16 protein-coding genes, 1 pseudogene and 1 other annotated feature are annotated in these 19060 nt (G+C 54.0%); of the genes and pseudogenes, 8 read left to right on the top strand and 9 right to left on the bottom strand.

The genetic code is table 11. The features are described from left to right. Positions 1-16: 16 nt before the first annotated feature. Entirely contained in the window at positions 17-1054 is a 1038-nt protein-coding gene (locus LH86_RS21045) for an isopenicillin N synthase family dioxygenase (RefSeq protein ID WP_039305530.1), read from the bottom strand. Positions 1055-1433: 379 nt separating this feature from the next. Between LH86_RS21045 and LH86_RS21040 the strand changes: the two genes are divergently transcribed. From LH86_RS21040 to ykgO, 3 genes are all read left to right on the top strand, one after another. Continuing rightward, positions 1434-3338, top strand: a complete 1905-nt coding sequence (locus LH86_RS21040) for a methyl-accepting chemotaxis protein (RefSeq protein ID WP_039305527.1) — start codon at positions 1434-1436, stop codon at positions 3336-3338. A 124-nt stretch (positions 3339-3462) separates the two neighbouring features. Next, the gene (locus tag LH86_RS21035) at positions 3463-3723 is read left to right on the top strand and encodes a type B 50S ribosomal protein L31 (RefSeq protein ID WP_008460319.1); all 261 of its coding nucleotides are present in this window, start codon (positions 3463-3465) and stop codon (positions 3721-3723) included. A gap of 3 nt (positions 3724-3726) precedes the next feature. Beyond that, entirely contained in the window at positions 3727-3867 is a 141-nt protein-coding gene (gene ykgO, locus LH86_RS22360) for a type B 50S ribosomal protein L36 (protein ID WP_003859006.1), read from the top strand. A 3-nt stretch (positions 3868-3870) separates the two neighbouring features. Here ykgO and LH86_RS21030 read toward each other — a convergent pair whose 3' ends face one another. The 6 genes and pseudogenes from LH86_RS21030 to LH86_RS21005 form a co-directional block, all read right to left on the bottom strand. Continuing rightward, positions 3871-4347 carry a YlaC family protein gene (locus LH86_RS21030; protein WP_008460303.1) on the bottom strand — a complete coding sequence of 159 codons (477 nt, stop codon included), beginning with the start codon at positions 4345-4347 and terminating at the stop codon, positions 3871-3873. A gap of 125 nt (positions 4348-4472) precedes the next feature. After that, positions 4473-5024 (bottom strand): maltose O-acetyltransferase, encoded by a 552-nt coding sequence (gene maa, locus LH86_RS21025; protein WP_039305524.1) that lies wholly within the window; start codon positions 5022-5024, stop codon positions 4473-4475. A gap of 250 nt (positions 5025-5274) precedes the next feature. Then, positions 5275-5490: an HHA domain-containing protein gene (locus tag LH86_RS21020; protein ID WP_008460299.1), complete on the bottom strand. Its 216-nt coding sequence runs from the start codon at positions 5488-5490 to the stop codon at positions 5275-5277. Between the two features lie 28 nt (positions 5491-5518). Next, the gene (tomB, locus tag LH86_RS21015) at positions 5519-5893 is read right to left on the bottom strand and encodes an Hha toxicity modulator TomB (RefSeq protein ID WP_008460297.1); all 375 of its coding nucleotides are present in this window, start codon (positions 5891-5893) and stop codon (positions 5519-5521) included. 564 nt (positions 5894-6457) lie between these two features. Next, positions 6458-9606 (bottom strand): annotated as a pseudogene (acrB, locus tag LH86_RS21010) (multidrug efflux RND transporter permease subunit AcrB). Positions 9607-9628: 22 nt separating this feature from the next. Continuing rightward, positions 9629-10828 carry an efflux RND transporter periplasmic adaptor subunit gene (locus LH86_RS21005; protein WP_039295998.1) on the bottom strand — a complete coding sequence of 400 codons (1200 nt, stop codon included), beginning with the start codon at positions 10826-10828 and terminating at the stop codon, positions 9629-9631. A gap of 143 nt (positions 10829-10971) precedes the next feature. Here LH86_RS21005 and acrR point away from each other — a divergent pair, with 143 nt between their 5' ends. Then, positions 10972-11610, top strand: coding sequence for a multidrug efflux transporter transcriptional repressor AcrR (gene acrR / locus LH86_RS21000; RefSeq protein WP_039305521.1), 639 nt, complete (start codon positions 10972-10974; stop codon positions 11608-11610). A 150-nt stretch (positions 11611-11760) separates the two neighbouring features. Next, the gene (gene mscK, locus LH86_RS20995; RefSeq protein ID WP_039305518.1) at positions 11761-15135 is read left to right on the top strand and encodes a mechanosensitive channel MscK; all 3375 of its coding nucleotides are present in this window, start codon (positions 11761-11763) and stop codon (positions 15133-15135) included. A gap of 9 nt (positions 15136-15144) precedes the next feature. Here the strand turns inward: mscK and rsmS are convergent, their stop codons facing one another. Beyond that, complete coding sequence (rsmS, locus tag LH86_RS22355) at positions 15145-15303, bottom strand: pleiotropic regulatory protein RsmS (protein ID WP_071842853.1); 159 nt, start codon at positions 15301-15303, stop codon at positions 15145-15147. 20 nt (positions 15304-15323) lie between these two features. Next, complete coding sequence (priC, locus tag LH86_RS20990; protein ID WP_039305515.1) at positions 15324-15860, bottom strand: primosomal replication protein PriC; 537 nt, start codon at positions 15858-15860, stop codon at positions 15324-15326. 35 nt (positions 15861-15895) lie between these two features. On the opposite strand from priC, the gene LH86_RS20985 reads away from it, so the two are divergent. The 3 genes from LH86_RS20985 (at position 15896) to dnaX (ending at position 19015) form a co-directional block, all read left to right on the top strand. Next, complete coding sequence (locus LH86_RS20985; RefSeq protein ID WP_039305512.1) at positions 15896-16273, top strand: DUF454 family protein; 378 nt, start codon at positions 15896-15898, stop codon at positions 16271-16273. Positions 16274-16424: 151 nt separating this feature from the next. Then, complete coding sequence (gene apt, locus LH86_RS20980) at positions 16425-16976, top strand: adenine phosphoribosyltransferase (protein ID WP_008460281.1); 552 nt, start codon at positions 16425-16427, stop codon at positions 16974-16976. A gap of 110 nt (positions 16977-17086) precedes the next feature. After that, positions 17087-19015, top strand: a complete 1929-nt coding sequence (dnaX, locus tag LH86_RS20975) for a DNA polymerase III subunit gamma/tau (RefSeq protein WP_039305509.1) — start codon at positions 17087-17089, stop codon at positions 19013-19015. Continuing rightward, positions 18351-18415, top strand: a sequence feature (DnaX frameshifting element). It overlaps the preceding gene by 65 nt. Positions 19016-19060: the final 45 nt, after the last annotated feature.

Raw genomic sequence — 19060 nt, 5'->3', positions numbered from 1 at the left:
TTATTTTAATGTGTTATTAAGCGATCAGTTCACTGCTGTTACGAAGGACGTCCGGGTAATAGCGTTCCGCCACGTCAGGGTGTGAGCGCAGGCGGCCTTTCAGGTAGTTCCAGCCCACGTCGCGCAGCAGCGGGTTTTGCGGATCGCTTTCTGGCCCCTGGGCTTCGCGGGCCAGCGCTGCCGGGAGCTGATAAACCGGCACCACGGCGTTGAGCTGCGCGCCCAGGAAGAAGGCGATGGACAGGCGTTCTTCATCCTGAGGCGGAGAAACCACGCGGTGAACGGTGGCGCGCAGGTAGCCGTTGGTGGCGAGCTCCAGCAGCTCGCCAATATTGACCACAAAGCTGCCCGGCAGCGGCTGGGCATCAACCCAGTTATCCGGTGAGACTTCGACCTGCAGGCCTTTTTTCTCATCCTGAAGCAGGAAGCTCAGGAAACCAGAGTCTTTGTGAGCGCCCACGCCCTGACTGCTTTGCGTAGCGGACTGTCCCGGGTAGCGAATCAGCTTGATGTGCTCGTTGGGCAGATTGCCGTACAGGTCGTCAAAGGCATCGGCTGGAAGGCTCAGGGCTTCGGCAAAGGTGCGCAGCAGTTTTAAAGCCACAGCGGTCATTTCGCTTTGCCACTGTAAAAGCGTGGGTTTGAGTTCAGGTCTGGCGGTCGGCCAAAGGTTTGGCCCCTGCAGGCGACGCCACGCCGGGGCGTATTCATCCGGCGGCAATGCCTGGCGCTCTGCGCCGAGGTCAAACTGTTCGCGCCAGTCGGGCTGGCCGCGGGTAAGTTCGCTGGCGGCGCGGTTGTAGCCACGGAAATGCGGCGAGTGGATCATTGCCACCTGCTGTTTTTCATCGTCGGGGAGGGCAAAGAAGCTGCGGGCTTCGTCCTGGACCGCCTGCTGCAGGTCAGGGCTGATGCCGTGGTTGATCAGGTAGAAAAAGCCAATTTCTCTTGCGGCGTAGCGCAGCTGGCTGAGGAAGGCTGAACGGTCAGTTTCGCTGCCGTTGAGCTGGGACAGGTCAAGAATCGGCAGTGCCAGGCCTGGATTGGTGCTCATAGTTTACTCCGGTAATCAGGGTCTTGGATGAAGTGGTTACGTTGAGTTCGGCACAACAGCGGGGCAGCATCATGGCAATGTCCTTCTGGATACGGTCGGGTAGCGTTAGCGCTTACCTTGCCGTAATCAAAAATCGTCGCCCAATATTGTTATCTTCTAAGGTATGACCCGGCGGGGTTCTAAGCATTTGCGGAAACGAGAAAAGTCTAATCATTGCAAAATATTTCAAAGCATAGGGGTAACTTATGGATTTCACTGGGAGTTAATTACATTTGGAAATAGTTAACGAGCAGTTAAAGTATGGCGGCAGTTAAGTTTGTGGGTTTTATGCCGAAGAGGTTGCTAAGCGTTTCGCTTTCTACCACCAGGTATCTTCATCATGCTAAAAACTACACAATCCCGATTTATTACCTCTTTATGTTTGTTTTTCATGTTGTTAATTGCGGTAACTTCGCTAGTGATTCACTTTTTTGTGACGCCGCAGCTGAAGCGCAATGAAACCCAGCTGATTCGCTTTGAAGTGGATAACGTGGCGGTCAATATTACCGAGCAGATGAACCGCGTGCAGGCGCAGATGCGCAGCATTACCCAGTCCGTAGCCGCGATGCAAAGCGATGATATTAATAAGTTATTACCGACGCTGGTGGATCAGTACCAGGATGTGAACGTGTTTGGCGGCGGCATCTGGCCTTTGCCGGAAAAACGCGAGGCGGGGCGCAATAAGTTCAGCACTTTCTTTGCCCGCAACGGTAGCAATAAACTTGAAGAAAATACCTACTGGAACTCGGATGCCGCACCTAACTACTATGAGCAGGTGTGGTACAAAGCCGGGCTGGCTTCTCCGGCAGGGCAATGTGCCTGGGCAAAGGCCTACCAGGATGATGCCAGCCCGCAGCCGCGGACTAACTGCGCCATGGCGATTACCAAAGAGGGGCAGCCATGGGGCGTGGCAACCATCGATGTGACGCTGGGCTTCTTTAATCAACTGGCCAAACAGATGAGCGAGGCGGTGAAAGGCCAGGTGCTGATCATCGAAGCCGACGGTAAAGTTGTTGGTAACGCGGATCAGATTGGTAAAACTGCTGGCTTAAAGAATCTTTCTGAACTGAGCGGCTCGCTGCCGATGGCGAAAGCGGTTCAGGCCATGCTGCCCGGTTTCAATGCCAGCCAGAGCAGTGAGAATGAATACGATAACGACGGCACTTCGCACACCGTTATTCTACAGACGGTAAAAGGTAGCCCGTGGATTCTGGCGGTTGACCTGCCAACCGCGCTACTGACCAAACAAACGGACGCGATTCTGCTGCGTCTTGGCGTGGTGCAGATCCCGATGGCGATCGTTTTGCTCGGGATCCTGGTGCTGTTTGTCCGCAATATGATGCGTCGCCTGGGCGAGCTTAACCACAACATCAGCCGGCTTTCCGCCGGTGGCGCCGACCTGACGCAGCGCCTCGAGCCCACCAGCAGCCCGGAATTTAACGCCATTATCGACAGTTTTAACGGCGTGATCGGTTACCTGCAAACCATGTTGCGACAGGTTGGGGATAGCGCCCGGGCCATTTCTTCGGCCTCTCATCAGATTGCGACGGGTAACCAGGATCTTTCCGCCCGTACCGAGGATCAGGCCAGTTCGATTGAGCAAACGGCGGCTTCTATGGAGGAGCTGACCAGCACTGTTCGCCAGAATGCCGATAACGCCGCCCACGCTAACGAGCTGGCGCGCGAAGCCTCCAGCGTGGCGGTGAAAGGGGGAGAAGTGGTGAAGCAGGTCGTCAGCACGATGAATGCGATTCAGACTTCTTCCGGCAAAGTGGTGGATATTATCAGCGTGATTGACAGCATCGCTTTCCAGACCAATATCCTGGCGCTCAACGCCGCCGTTGAGGCTGCCCGAGCCGGTGAGCAGGGCAGAGGTTTTGCGGTTGTGGCCTCTGAGGTTCGCAGTCTGGCTCAACGTTCTGCGCAATCGGCACGGGAAATTAAAGCGCTGATCGAAAATTCGGTGAGCAATGTGAATCTGGGGACTGAGTTGGTTTATCAGGCTGGCAGCACAATGGAAGAGCTGACTCAGGGCGTGCGTAACGTGACGACGCTGATGGCCGAAATTATGTCTTCCAGCCGCGAGCAGAGCACCGGCATTGAGCAGGTAAATCTGGCCATTAATCAGCTGGATAGTACCACGCAGCAGAACGCCGCGCTGGTTCAGGAAGTCTCTTCCGCCTCGCATTCGATGGCGGAACAATCCACCCAGCTTGAGCGAGTCGTCGCAGGATTTAGACTCTAGTCACAGCGGGCACCCAGGCGGTGCCCGTTTCTTTTTGCCCCTTTCTCCCGTTTAAACCCCGCTTGCAATTTGCCCAATCATCTTTTATTTTATTGTTACGTTATAACATATCGGAATGATTTTTATGCAGCGCGACATCCATCCGTTTTACCGGACCGTGGTGTTTCACGACACCAGCGTAAATGAATATTTTAAAGTGGGCTCGACGATCAAAACCGACCGCGAGATTGAGCTGGACGGGGTGACTTACCCCTACGTGACGATCGAAGTCTCTTCTGCTTCGCATCCTCATTACACCGGCAAACAGAAAGTCTTCGTCAATGAAGGCGGCCCGGCGCGCTTCCAGCAGCGTTTCGGCAAGTTCTTTGGCGGGAAGGAGTCTTAAGAGATGCAGGTATTGAATTCACTTCGCAGTGCAAAACAGCGCCACCCCGACTGCCAGATTGTGAAGCGTAAGGGGCGGCTGTATGTGATTTGCAAATCTAATCCGCGTTTTAAAGCGGTGCAGGGACGGAAGAAACGTCGCTAGTGGTTATCGCTCACCCGCGGGCTGCTGGCGGGTGAGTGAGAAGACATCATAAAACGACAGTTCCCCTTTGCGATTGAGCATTTTGTGCAATAAAGATTTTTGCTCTTCATCCACGCCAGGGGAGTTAAGAATTTCATCGATCAGCGCCGTGGGCACGTTGCGGGTATTGTACCACTCGCCGTTATAGCAAACGCGCAGGTCGAGAACGTCAATGTCGCTATAGCGGTAGCGAGGGTTGACGTCAAAGAAGAAAAACGCGTTCATCAGCGCGAACAGCACGACCAGCAGCCATACTGAGCCCGCCAGGGTTTCTGATTCCAGCATTACCCACATTGTGGCAAACCAGCCGATATACATGCCGATAAATAATCCGGGATGCTTACGGATAAAACTGATACTGAAGCGTGGGCGGTTATCGCGCTTTTCAGTTTCATTCAGATGTTCGATGGTATTGGTAAGCAGGCGCTGAATTTCTGACATGGTGTGCCTTCTAAGTTTTCTGTTTCGGTTGTACGCATGGCCAGACTATTTTAAGAACCACAGGCCAGGCAAAAAAGTAACAGATAAGCCAAAAATAACCATAACAGTTAACAGGTCTGCCCGCCTTAAAGCATCTTAATGATACGCGCTGGGTTACCTGCCACAACGCAATTGGCCGGAATATCTTTGGTGACTACCGAGCCTGAACCGACCACGACATTATCGCCAATGGTGACGCCAGGATTAATAACCGCGCGCCCGCCAATCCAGACGTTATTGCCAATTGTCACCGGCTTACCAAATTCAACACCGCTATTCCGTGTTTCGGCATCCAAAGGATGAGTCGCGGTATAAATATGAACGCCAGGCGCCAGCATACAGTTGTCGCCGATGCGAATTGGACAGGGGTCCAGCATGACGCATTCGAAATTGGCGTAGAAGTTTTTACCCAGGTAGATGTTGTAGCCGTAGTCACAGCGGAAAGTGGGTTCGATGTAAGCACCTTCACTCTGGCCAAGCAGTTCAGCGAGGATTTCATCGCGGTATGCCTGCTCGTCCGGCGAGCTATGGTTGTAGCGATGCAGCAGCTGTCGTGCTTTGTGGCTTTCTCGCTGCAGGGTTTCATCTCCAGGCCGGTATAGCTCTCCGGCAATCATTTTACGCTTTTCTTCATTCATCACGGGTTCCCTCTTCAGTGGCCTGCAAGGCTACCTGAATTTCGAAAGAAAAGAGTGGGTACGTTCCCTGAGCGTGATAAACCTCACGTCGCAGACTGCGGCGCGGCAAGGTTAGCGTTGAGGTGTGCTGGCGGTATTTCGCTGGTAGATTAACGGGCGTTAATCCAAACCTGTGCAACATCGACTGAGACAAACCAGACAATAACAGAAGATAAAATGTGATTTTAAATATTATTTAATAAGACAATTATTAACGAATAAATTTCCACACTGAAGGTGGGATTTTGTCATACAGTTTATTCATCGTCAGTTCTGCAAGACGGTGGTCAGCTGCTGAATAAAATACCGCCAGTTCATTATCTGATAATTCATATTTATTTTTTTCTATTACGCGTTCGAGCGTATCAATTGTCTGACAACGCCGCAGGCGCATCAAATAATCGGTCTTAGTGAGCTTGGTAGTCATAAATTCGCCTTAAGTATTTTAATATTTTTTAGAACGAGTGGCTTACAGGATTAGCGCGACTCTCACTGATGAAACATCTGAACAAGCGATTCCCTGATTTACGCCACCGCTGCAAGTCCTGTGCGTTAATGCCGTAATTGCTAAATAACATGAAAGTATCGTCCAGGTATTCATCAATCTGTTCAATCAATTTGCTCTCATCCGGATACTTAATTTTATAATTAAGCGCCGATGCAGCAATGTGCTCAATCAATTCATTCAACTGCAGATTAATGGCCGATGTAGGATCATTAACCCACCCATGATTGCTCTCACCAAGATTGGTCAGACAATCGTGATACAGACTCTCACAGAGGAACTTAAGCTGCGCGATGTCGTGCCGCTTTGGTGAGTATTCGTCCATAGTGCTGCCCCTTTTATCGGTAAACCAAATGATAAACACAACGGGTTGGGGTGGACACACCTGATTAGGTGAAGAACTGTTGCCACGATTATTACATGTGCTGTAACTATAAATCAATGTTGCCTGGATTTCATGCGGCTCTAACGAAAAATTACAATTAAGTTAAAAAAGGAGAATACGTTACTAAATGTGAATTAAAACTTTAGTATGAATTTTAACTTAAATTCTCAGAGATACATTAACCCATAATGGGTAATACTTATAACTTTCAGCTGGTTAATCAATCTATAAGACTATTCTGTATCCGGCTAAAAATCAGGCATTAATTTGTAAGAATATTCCCAATTAAATGTAACACTTCGGTTTTTGTTGTTTCGTTAATCATGGATTAACGAGCATTTAAGCGTTATTTTCTCCGAAATGAGGCGGCATTTATGTTGAAGATAATGCGGGAGAGAGAAGTGAATGTAGAAATAAGAAATCCGAAATAACAATGCTGAAACCGGTTTCCGTATTCATAAAAAAGGCCGCATCATGCGGCCTTTTGTTATGTGATTGAACGGCTTACTGGTGATGCTCTACCGCATGCGCATGTTCAATATCTTCATTCTTGCGGCTGAAGCGGCGGCGAACCACCACGAAGAACACCGGAACGAAGAAGATAGCCAGCACGGTCGCGGTCACCATCCCGCCCATTACACCGGTACCCACGGCGTTCTGCGCGCCACTGCCTGCACCGGTACTGATAACCAGCGGCATTACCCGAGGATAAATGCCAGAGAGGTCATCAGAATCGGACGCAGACGCATACGTACGGCTTCCAGCGTCGCTTCAATCAGGCCTTTGCCTTCTTTCTCCATCAGATCTTTGGCGAATTCAACGATAAGTATCGCGTTCTTCGCCGACAGGCCAATGGTTGTTAGCAGGCCAACCTGGAAGTAAACGTCGTTAGTGAGGCCACGCATAGTCGCGGCCAGCAGGGCACCAAATACGCCAAGCGGAACAACCAGCATGACCGAGAACGGAATTGACCAGCTCTCATACAGCGCCGCCAGACACAGGAACACCACAATCAGTGAGATGGCGTAGAGGGCAGGGGCCTGGTTGCCGGACAGACGTTCCTGGTAGGACATGCCCGTCCAGTCAAAGCCAATGCCGGTTGGCAGTTTCGCCGCCAACTGTTCCATCATGTCCATGGCCTCACCGGTACTTTTACCCGGTGCTGCCTGGCCCAGGATTTCCATGGATGGCAAACCGTTGTAACGCTCCAGACGAGGTGAACCGTACTCCCAGCGTGACGTAGAGAACGCGGAGAACGGTACCATCTGGCCGGAAGAGCCACGCACGTACCAGTTGCCGATATCGCTTGGCAGCATACGGTATGGCGCTTCGGCCATGACATACACTTTCTTCACGCGGCCACGGTCGATGAAGTCATTGACGTAGCTACCGCCCCAGGCTGCGCCCAGTGTGGTATTGATATCGCTAATGGATACCCCCAGCGCCTGTGCTTTTTCCTGATCGATATCGATTTTGAACTGCGGTGTATCTTCCAGACCGTTCGGACGCACGCCAACCAGCAGGTCAGGGTGCTGGGCAATCATGCCGAACAGTTGGTTACGCGCCTGAGTGAGCTGCTCGTGGCCAAGGTTTGCCTGGTCAATCAGCTGGAAGTCAAAGCCGGTTGCGGTACCCAGCTCAACAATCGCCGGCAGGTTAAAGGCAAAGACCATTGCATCTTTAATCTGCGAGAAGGTACCCATGGCGCGGCCAGCAATAGCCGGAACCTTGTTCTGTTCCCCTGAACGTTCACTCCAGTCTTTCAGCGACACGAACGCCAGACCGGTGTTCTGACCACGACCAGAGAAGCCGAAGCCGTTAACGGTAAACACGGAGTTAACGTTCGCTTTCTCTTTTGTCAGGAAGTAATCCGTGACTTCATCCAGCACTTTCTGCGTACGTTCCTGGGTTGCCCCCGCTGGCAATTGTGCCATGGCTAACAGAACGCCCTGATCCTCGTCCGGCAGGAATGAGCTTGGCAGGCGAATGAACAGAAGCCCCATACCGACCACAATCAGCAAGTACACCACCAGGTAACGACCAGTGCTGCGCAGAATGTTGCCGACGCTGTCGGTGTAGTGATGCGTGCTCTTCTCGAACATTCTGTTGAACCAGCCGAAGAACCCTTTCTTGTCATCGTGATGACCTTTCGGGATTGGCTTAAGCATGGTTGCACAGAGTGCGGGAGTCAGAACCATCGCGACAAGTACCGACAGCACCATCGCCGAAACGATGGTAATCGAGAACTGACGATAGATAGCACCAGTCGAGCCGCCGAAGAAGGCCATCGGGATAAATACCGCGGACAGTACCATCGCGATACCGACCAGTGCGCCCTGAATCTGGCCCATAGATTTACGCGTGGCTTCCTTCGGTGGCAGTCCATCTTCCACCATCACGCGCTCAACGTTCTCAACCACAACGATGGCGTCATCCACCAACAGGCCTATCGCCAGCACCATGCCGAACATTGTCAGGGTGTTTATCGAGTAGCCAAAGGCGGCCAGGATAGCGAACGTGCCCAGCAGTACCACGGGTACCGCAATGGTTGGGATCAGCGTTGCCCGGAAGTTCTGCAGGAACAGATACATTACCAGGAACACCAGCACGATAGCTTCGACCAGCGTTTTTACCACTTCGTTAATGGAGATTTTAACGAACGGTGTGGTGTCGTACGGATACACAACCTTCAGGCCCGCCGGGAAGTAAGGCTGAAGTTTTTCTACCGTGGCGCGTACCGCTTCGGCGGTATCCAGAGCGTTAGCACCGGTGGCCAGTTTTACACCCAGACCGGCAGCAGGCTGGCCGTTATAGCGGGCGATAACGTCATAGCTTTCGCCGCCCAGCTCAACTTTTGCCACGTCTTTCAGCAGTACGCGAGACCCATCCTGATTCACTTTCATCAGGATTTTGCTGAACTCTTCTGCAGATTTCAGGCGGGTTTGCGCGATGATGGAGGCGTTCAACTGCTGGCCTTTGACCGGCGGTGTCCCACCGAGCTGGCCTGCCGCTACCTGGGCGTTTTGTGCTTTGATAGCGTTGATCACATCCACCGGCGTCAGCTGGTAGTTGTTCAGTTTGTTCGGATCCATCCAGATACGCATCGCGTACTGAGCACCAAACAGCTGAACGTCACCGACACCGTGGGTACGGCTGACCGGGTCTTTAATGGTGGCGCCAACGTAGTCTGCAATATCCTGCTGGTTCATAGAACCGTCGGTGCTGATCATACCGAGTACCATCAGGAAGCTGCTTGAGGACTTCTCAACGCTAACCCCTTGCTGCTGTACTTCCTGCGGCAGCAGCGGCATGGCCAATTGCAGTTTGTTCTGAACCTGAACCTGTGCGATATCAGCATCGGTGCCGGAATCGAAGGTTATGGTGATTTGAACAGTACCAGAGGAATCACTGGTAGAGGACATGTATAACAGGCCATCGATACCGTTCATATTCTGTTCGATAACCTGGGTTACTGAATCCTGTACCGTTTTCGCATCTGCACCCGGGTAGTTGGCCGAGATCTGAATTGCCGGTGGCGCGATCGTTGGATACTGCGCGATAGGCAATTTCATGATCGCAAGCGCACCCGCCAACATAATAATGATGGCGATTACCCAGGCAAAGATGGGGCGATCGATAAAAAACTTAGACATGTCTTAACGGCTCCTGTTTGAGTTAAGACTTCGGTTGTTCTGACTGCGCGCCTGCGGCGGGTTGCTGTTGGCCTTTATTGTCTTCCGCAACTTCCTGCGCTTTTACCTGAACACCCGGTTTTACTTTCTGTAGGCCGGTAACAATCACGCGATCGCCTGTTTGTAACCCATCAGTAACCAGCCATTTGTCGCCGATCGCCTGGCTGGTTTGCAGCTGGCGAACTTCAACTTTGTCATCCTTCCCAACGACCATCGCGGAGGCATCGCCGCGTGGAGTACGAGTGACCCCCTGCTGCGGAACCAGGATGGCATTTGGGTTAACGCCTTCTTCCAGCTTGGCGCGAACAAACATCCCTGGCAGCAGGGTTTTGTCCGGGTTAGGGAAGATTGCGCGCAGGGTGATAGACCCGGTGGTCTGGTCAACGGTCACTTCAGAGAATTCCAGTGAGCCTTCCTGAGGGTAGGCGACACCGTTGTTCATCATCAGTTGGACCTTCGCTTTACCGTTTTCCTGTTTCAGTTTGCCGTCGGCCAGCTCCTGCTTAAGACGCAGGAAGTCATCGCTGGATTGGGTCACATCCACATAGATAGGGTCAAGCTGCTGAACAGTGGCGAGGGCGGTGGTTTGCCCGCTGGTAACCAGAGCACCTTCGGTGACCGCGGATTTTCCGATGCGGCCGCTGATAGGCGAGGTCACTTTGGTGTAGGCCAGGTTGATACGTGCAGTTTCAACCGCCGCTTTTGCTGCGACGACGTCAGCGTTTGCCTGTTGCGCGGTGGCTGCGGCCGTGTCGTAGTCAGACTGGCTGATGTACTTGGTACCCAGCAGTTTTTGATAACGTTTGACGGTCAGCTGTGCGAGATTCGCGCTGGACTGCGCTTTCGCCAGGTCGCCCTTCGCGCTGTCGTACGCAGCCTGATAGGTTGCAGGATCGATCTGATACAGCGAAACACCAGCCTGAATGTCGCTCCCTTCGGTAAAGTTACGCTTCAGAATAATGCCGCTAACCTGAGGACGAACTTCTGCGATGCGGAAGGCGTTGGTGCGTCCTGGAAGCTCAGTAGTAATCTGTAATGGCGCGCTTTTCAGAGTCACTACACCCACTTCCGGGGCGTGCGGCGCACTCTGCTGGGTCTCTTTCTCGTTACATCCTGTAAGCGCTAAGCTGCCTGAGAGCATCAGAACGGCCGCCAGAGGCGTAAACCCTCTGTTTTTGTTCATATGTAAACCTCGAGTGTCCGATTTCAAAGTTGTTCAATGGATCAAATGTCCACAAACCCATTGCTGCGTTTATATTATCGTCGTGCTATGGTACATACGTTCACAAATGTATGTAAATCTGACTAAAGTAAATTCACCCACTTATGGCACGAAAAACCAAAGCTCAGGCGCTTGAAACCCGCCAGCACATCCTCGACGTTGCGATTCGCCTGTTTTCACAGCAGGGCGTCTCTGCGACTTCGCTCGCGGATATCGCGCAGGCTGCCGGGGTAACACGTGGTGCGATTTACTGGCATTTCAAAAATAAGTCGGAGTTGTTTAGTGAGATCTGGGAGCTAACCGAATCCAGTATTGGTGACTTAGAGATTGAGTATCGGGCAAAATATCCAGACGATCCACTGTCTGTGATAAGAGAATTACTCATTTATATCCTACAGGCAACGGTGACAGAAGAGCGCCGACGCTTAATGACGGAAATCATTTTCCACAAGTGCGAGTTTGTCGGTGAGCTTGAAGTTTTACAGCAGGCCCGGCGCACGCTTTACATGGAAGGAAACGAACGCATTGAGGCTGCTTTGCAGCGCTGCATCGACGCGGGGAAGTTACCTGCAGGCCTGCGCCTTTCTCTCGCCGTCACGCTGATGCGCAGCTACATTACCGGGCTCATTGAGAACTGGCTGGTTGCGCCAGAAACCTTTGATTTACATGCTAAAGCGCCAGACTTTGTCTCCGTCCTGCTGGAGATGTTCCAGCTTAGCCCAACGCTGAACAAACCAGCATAACTTTCGGCTGCCATTCACCCGATAAATCATTTGAGATTCCTCCGAGGGCGATTGCTATTCTGCGCCCCGAAGCCGTGTTATTCTGCGCGTCTTCCGTGGCCTTTTACTTTTAGCTGGCACCCACATGCGCAGCACCGTAATGACTCAACCATGACTACGCAGCACAACGCTCTGTCGCGGACTTCCCGTTCCGCATTCATTCTTTTCCTGTTTTTGTTTGTTTCCGTCCTGCTGCCTTTTTCCATGGCTCAGGCGGCGCAAAGTAATGGCGATCTGCCGACCAGAGCGGAGGTGCAGTCGCAGCTGGACACGCTGAACAAGCAAAAAACGCTGACTCCTGACGATAAGCTTACCCAGAAAGATCTCACCGAAACGCTTGAGATGCTGGACAAGCTCGACCGCGTGAAGCAGGAAACGGCACAGCTCAAAACCATAGTTGCCCAGGCACCGGACAAACTGAAGCAGGCGACCGACGCGCTGAATTCGCTGACCACGCCGGCCGATGACGAAGCGACGCGTAAAACGCTGGGTTCGCTTTCCCTTCGCCAGTTGGAAACCCGCCTGACCAGCGTGCTGGATCAGCTCCAGTCGGCCAACAACGATTTATCCACCCTGAACAGTCAGCTGGTGTCGCTGCAAACCCAGCCTGAGCGCGTGCAGAATGCCATGTACAGCGCCTCCCAGCAGCTTTTGCAGGTGCGTAACAGGCTGAACGGCACCACGCCGGGTGAAGCTACGCTGCGTCCAAGCCAGCAAAACTTGCTGCTGGTGCAGCAGGCGCTGCTGAATACTCAAATTGAACAGCAGCGGAAAAGCCTGGAAGGCAACACCGTCTTGCAGGATGCCCTGCAAAAACAGCGTGACTACACCAACGCCAATATCGGGCAGCTTGAACATACGCTTCAGCTGCTGCAGGAAGCGGTTAACAGTAAACGTTTAACGTTGACGGAAAAAACGGCTCAGGAAGCCGTCACGCCGGATGACGCTGATGCCAGCGCGGTGCAGAATAACCCACTGGTGCGTCAGGAGCTGGACGTTAACCACCAGCTCAGCCAGCGGCTGATCAACGCCACCCAAAGCGGGAATGAGCTGGTTCAGCGGAATATCCGCGTGAAAAACTGGCTCGATCGTGCGCTGCAGTCCGAACGTAATCTGAAAGAACAAATCTCGGTGCTGAAGGGTAGCCTCTTGCTGTCGCGCATTCTTTATCAGCAGCAGCAAACGCTGCCGTCTGCCGACGACCTGGAAGATCTCACCAACCGCATCGCCGACCTGCGTCTGGAGCAGTTCGACATCAACCAGCAGCGCGATGCGCTGTTCCAAAGCGACAGCTACGTCGACAAGATTGTCGAAGGGCATAAAAACGAGGTTAACGACGAAGTTCACGACGCGCTGATGCAGGTGGTGGATATGCGTCGTGAGCTGCTGGACCAGCTCAACAAGCAGCTGGGCAATCAGCTGATGATGGCGATTAACCTGCAGATTAACCAACAGCAGCTGATGAGCGTCAGCAGCAGCTTGAAGAAAATGCTGACCCAGCAAATCTTTTGGGTGAACAGTAACAAACCGATGAATTGGGAGTGGATCAAATCCTTCCCGGGCGCGCTGCACGATCAAATTAAAGGCATGAAGCTGGATATCAGCTGGCACAAAGTGCTGGACGGGTTGTTTATGTCGCTGTTCACCGCGCTGCCGTTAATGCTGCTGGCTGGGCTGCTGCGCTGGCGCTATAAGTGGATTGACAAGCAACTGGCTAAGCTGGCATCGGAAGTCGGGCAGCTGCGAACGGATACCCAGCTCAACACGCCCAAAGCGATTTTGCTCAACTTCCTGAAAGTGCTGCCGCTGACGATGGCCATTCTCTCGGTGGGACTGGTATTGCTGTTTATGCAGCTCAATATCAGTGAGCTGCTGTGGGCGTTTGCCAAAGAGCTGGCGCTGTTCTGGCTGGTGTTTGGCATGGCCTGGCGGATTTTGAGCAGCCGCGGCCTGGCCGTGATCTGGTTTAACATGCCGGAGCACCTGACCCGCCATTATCGTCGCCAAATCGTGCGCATCAGTTTTGCTTTACTGCCGCTGCTGTTCTGGTCGGTGGTCGGCGAAATGTCGCCGCTGAACCTGATGGACGATGTGCTCGGGCAGTTTATGATCTTCCTTAACCTGCTGCTGATCACCGCCCTGGTTATCCCGATGTGTCGCGACAACTGGCGGGACAAAGAGTCCCATCCGATGCGGCTGCTGACCATCACCGTGCTCTCCATTGTCCCGGTCGCGCTGCTGGTGCTGACGGCAACCGGCTATTTCTATACCACGCTGCGCCTGGCTAACCGCTGGATTGACACGGTTTATCTGGTGATTATCTGGAACCTGATTCACCAGACGGTGATCCGTGGCCTGAGCGTAGCGGCACGCCGTATTGCCTATCGCCGCGCGCTGGCTCGCCGCCAGAATATGGTTAAAGAGGGGGCGGAGGGCGCAGAGCCGGTCGAAGAGCCGCCGCTGGCGCTGGATCAGATCAACCAGCAAACCATGCGTTTAACCATGCTGTTGATGTTCGCCCTGTTCGGCGTGGTGTTTTACGCCATCTGGTCGGATTTAATTACCGTCTTTGCCTATCTCGACAGCATCGTGCTGTGGCACTACACCGGCAGCGAAGCCGGCGCCACGGTGATGAAAAACGTCACCATGGGCAGCATCTTGTTCGCGATAGTGGCGACGATGGTCGCCTGGGCACTGATTCGAAACTTGCCGGGCCTGCTGGAAGTACTGGTGCTGTCGCGGCTGAAAATGCGCCAGGGAGCGTCCTACGCCATTACCACCATCCTCAACTATGCGATTATCGTGATTGGGGCGATGACGGTATTTGGCTCGCTGGGCGTGTCGTGGGACAAACTGCAATGGCTCGCGGCGGCGCTGTCTGTGGGCCTGGGCTTTGGTTTGCAGGAGATCTTCGGTAACTTCGTTTCCGGCCTGATCATCCTGTTTGAACGCCCGGTACGCATCGGCGATACCGTCACCATTGGAACATTCTCCGGCAGCGTCAGTAAGATCCGCATCCGTGCGACGACAATCACCGACTTTGACCGTAAAGAAGTGATCATCCCGAACAAAGCGTTTGTGACCGAACGACTGATCAACTGGTCGCTGACCGACACGATTACCCGTGTGGTGATCAAGCTCGGCGTGGCGTATGGATCCGATCTCGATAAAGTGAAAGAGATCCTGCTGAAGGCGGCGATGGAACACCCGCGGGTGATGCATGACCCGGAACCGGCGGTGTACTTCACCACGTTTGGTGCCAGCACGCTTGACCACGAACTGCGTCTGTATGTTCGTGAACTGCGCGACCGCAGCATCACCGTGGATGAGCTGAACCGCGCCATTGACAGATTGTGCCGTGAAAACAATATCAACATCGCCTTCAACCAGCTTGAAGTGCATCTGCACAATGAAAAAGGCGATGAACTGACGGAAGTGAAGCGTGACTTAGGCAAAAACGGCGGTCTGCTGCCGCCGTCTCTCTAAGCGTACAAATCAGCGGGAAGCTTTTTCTTCCCGCTGCTTACGTAGAAAATCTTCACGGACGATATCCAGCGCCGCAAGCGCGGTATCCGTTGGGATCTGATGCTGCTCCAGCAGCATAATTAAGTCGACGGCCAGTTTGACCTCGTCCGGGGCGTTATCCAGCGACATTCTTGCTCCTTATTTGGGGGTTAACTCAGCCCGCGCTCGCGTCTTTCAATGGCTTTTTCTATGCGGGTCAGCGCCTGTCGGCAGCGCTGCAGGCGGCCTTCCAGCGCGGCTAATTCTCGCTGAAGCTTTTGCTGGCCGGCAAGCGTGGCTTGCAGGGAAAGCTGGCTTTCTCTATCGCTCACCATCGCCAACAGCCTGCGTTCGTAATCCTGATGCGTGGCCAGTTTTTCGTACAGGTTTTCCTGCACCTTTTGCTGCGGTTCACTTTGGCGTAAATGTGCAGTGGCTAATTCCCGCTGCAGCGCGGCAATCTGCGCCACCAGCTTTTCGGCGATAAACGCCACCTGGTCCGTTTTACCCTGGCTGACGCTAAGCTGAAGCTGGGCAAGATTAGCCTGAGCTTCCTGGAGATAATCTTTCAGCTGCGTGCTGTGGGTATGGAAGAGCTTGCGGTCGAAGCGCGCCTGGCTTGCCCGAAGCAGGGCGACCGGTTCAACGGCGGCGGCCAGCTCGGCGACCCGGGTTTCCAGGGCTTGTAACAGCGAAGCGGTTTTCACAGAATGGCTCTCCAGGGATTGTCAGAGGTTACAGCATGAAGCGTCTTATTCTACTCATCATCGGCTGGCTGGCGGTAGTGCTTGCGACGCTGGGCGTGATATTACCGCTGTTGCCGACCACGCCGTTTTTGCTGCTGGCCGCGTGGTGTTTTGCCCGTTCGTCGCCGCGTTTTCACCACTGGCTACTGTACCGTTCGTGGTTTGGTAGCTATCTGCGGCACTGGCAAACGCACCGCGCGATGCCCCGTGGCGCGAAGCCAAAAGCTATTTTATTTATTCTCGTTACCTTCGCGCTTTCGCTGTGGCTGGTGAAGTTAGTGTGGGTTAGACTTTTGCTGTTGGTGATACTTTGTGCGCTGCTTGTTTTTATGTGGCGCATTCCGGTGATTGATGAAGCACAACAAAAGCGATAAACCGCAGCAGAAGCTGTTGCAATTGTCGCGCCCAGCCAGTAAATTCGAGCGTTTTCGAGCACGGGTACAGCTGGTTAACCGTTAACCAGTGGTTCACATTTGAACCCACAGGTACTCTGTTTAGTATCATGTTTTTAGCAGGCATAAACCGATGACCGCGACTGCGCAGCAGCTTGAATATCTCAAAAACAGCATTAAAAGCGTTCCTGATTACCCAAAACCAGGAATTCTGTTCCGTGACGTGACCAGCTTGCTGGAAGATCCGAAAGCATATGCCACCAGCATTGCGCTGTTAGTTTCTCGTTTTAAAGACGCCGGTATCACCAAAGTGGTCGGTACTGAAGCGCGTGGCTTCCTGTTTGGTGCTCCAGTTGCGCTGGAGCTGGGCGTGGGGTTCATCCCTGTGCGCAAGCCTCGTAAGCTGCCGCGCGAAACCATCGCCGAAAGCTACGAGCTGGAATACGGCACCGACAGCCTTGAAATCCACGTAGATGCCATCAAGCCGGGCGATAAAGTGCTGGTGGTGGACGATCTGCTGGCAACCGGCGGCACCATTGAAGCGACGGTGAAGCTGATTCGTCGCCTCGGTGGGGAAGTGACCGACGCCGCCTTCGTTATCAACCTGTTTGACCTCGGCGGCGAGCAGCGTCTGGAAAACATGGGCGTGAAAAGCTTCTGCCTGGTGCCTTTCCCGGGCCACTAAGTTCGACCGTATTGCCATACAGTGACAAGCCTCGCTCGCCCATCGGGCGGGGCTTGTGTTAGCATTACCCCCTCGATTCACCTTTCCCGCGAACCAGAGCCTAACTCCAGATGAGCTACCAGGTCTTAGCCCGCAAATGGCGCCCCCAAACTTTTGCTGATGTTGTCGGCCAGCAACACGTACTGACCGCGCTGGCTAATGGTTTGTCGCTGGGCCGCATTCATCATGCGTATCTTTTTTCCGGCACGCGTGGGGTGGGGAAAACCTCAATCGCCCGTCTGCTGGCGAAAGGGCTGAATTGTGAAACCGGCATTACCGCAACCCCCTGTGGCGTCTGCGATAACTGCCGCGAAATAGAACAGGGCCGCTTTGTCGACCTGATTGAGATAGACGCCGCCTCGCGCACCAAAGTAGAAGACACCCGCGATCTGCTGGACAACGTGCAGTACGCCCCCGCGCGCGGCCGCTTTAAAGTCTACCTCATCGATGAAGTACACATGCTCTCGCGCCACAGCTTTAATGCGCTGCTTAAGACGCTGGAAGAGCCGCCTCCGCACGTAAAATTCCTGCTGGCCACTACCGATCCGCAAAAGCTGCCGGTGACCATTCTTTCCCGCTGTCTGCAATTCCACCTGAAAGCGCTGGACGTCGAACAGATCCGCCATCAGTTGGAGCATATTCTTGGTGAAGAGAAGGTCGTGAGCGAGCCCCGCGCACTGCAGCTGTTAGCCCGCGCGGCGGACGGCAGTCTGCGCGATGCGCTGAGCCTCACCGACCAGGCGATTGCCAGCGGCGACGGGCAGGTCACTACCGCCGCCGTCAGCGCTATGCTCGGCACGCTGGATGATGATCAGGCGCTGTCGCTGATTGAAGCTGTCGTCCAGGCTGACGGTCAGCGCGTGATGGCGTTACTGAACGACGCGGCCGCTCGCGGCGTAGAGTGGGAAGCGCTGCTGGTAGAAATGTCCGCGCTGCTGCATCGCGTGGCGATGGTTCAGCTTTCTCCGTCTGCCCTTGGCAGCGATATGGCGGCCATCGAACAGCGTATGCGCGAGCTTGCCCGCGTTGTTCCACCGGCCGATGTACAGCTTTACTACCAGACCTTACTGATTGGCCGCAAAGAGCTGCCGTGGGCGCCGGATCGCCGTATGGGCGTAGAAATGACGCTGCTCCGTGCGCTGGCTTTCCATCCGCGTAAGCCGCTGCCTGAACCGGAAATACCTCGCCAGGCGGCAAGCATTCCGGTGGTGAACCCGGTCTCACACCAGCCTGCGGCAAGGCAGCAACAGGCGGCACCGCCGCCGGACAGGGAAGCCCCTCCGCTGCCGGATGCCACCAGCCAAATCCTCCAGGCGCGCAGCCAGCTGATGCGCCAGCAGGAGGCTGACAAAGCAAAAAAGAATGAGCCGGCAGCGCAACGACTAGCGCGGCCGGCAAAAAGCTCCGCGCTGGAACGTTTGGCCTCGGTGACAGAGCGCGTTCAGGCGCGCCCTGCGCCGACGGCGCTGGAAAAGCCAGCGAAGCCTGAAGCCTATCGCTGGAAGGCACAAAACCCGACGGAAGTTGCCCCTGAACCGGTCGCTACGCCCAAGGCGCTGAAAAAAGCGCTTGAGCATGAAAAAACGCCGGAGCTGGCACAGAAGCTGGCCGAAGAGGCTATCGAGCGCGATGAATGGGCAGCGGAAATCAATCAGCTGGTGTTGCCCAAGCTGGTACAGCAGCTGGCGCTTAACGCCTGGAAAGAGGTGGACGGCAACCGGGTTTGCCTGCATTTGCGCCCTGGCCAGCGCCACCTGAATTCGCCATCGGCGCAAAAAACGCTCTCAGATGCCCTGAGTTCGCACCATGACGAAGCGATAGAACTGACTATTATTGAAGATGATAATCTGGCTCGTCGCACGCCGCTGGAGTGGCGTCAGGCTATCTACGAAGAGAAGCTGGCGCAGGCGCGCGAGGCGATGAGCAACGACAGCAATATTCAGACTCTGCAAAGGTTCTTTGATGCTGAGCTGGATGAAGATAGTATTCGCCCTGTTTGATATGCCTCGCCTGGCGCGGCATAGTGTGAAACCCTGATAGCCACT

It is taken from the genome of Cedecea neteri (assembly GCF_000758325.1).
GTDB lineage: Bacteria > Pseudomonadota > Gammaproteobacteria > Enterobacterales > Enterobacteriaceae > Cedecea > Cedecea neteri_B.
This window is presented reverse-complemented; position numbering and strand designations above follow the sequence as displayed.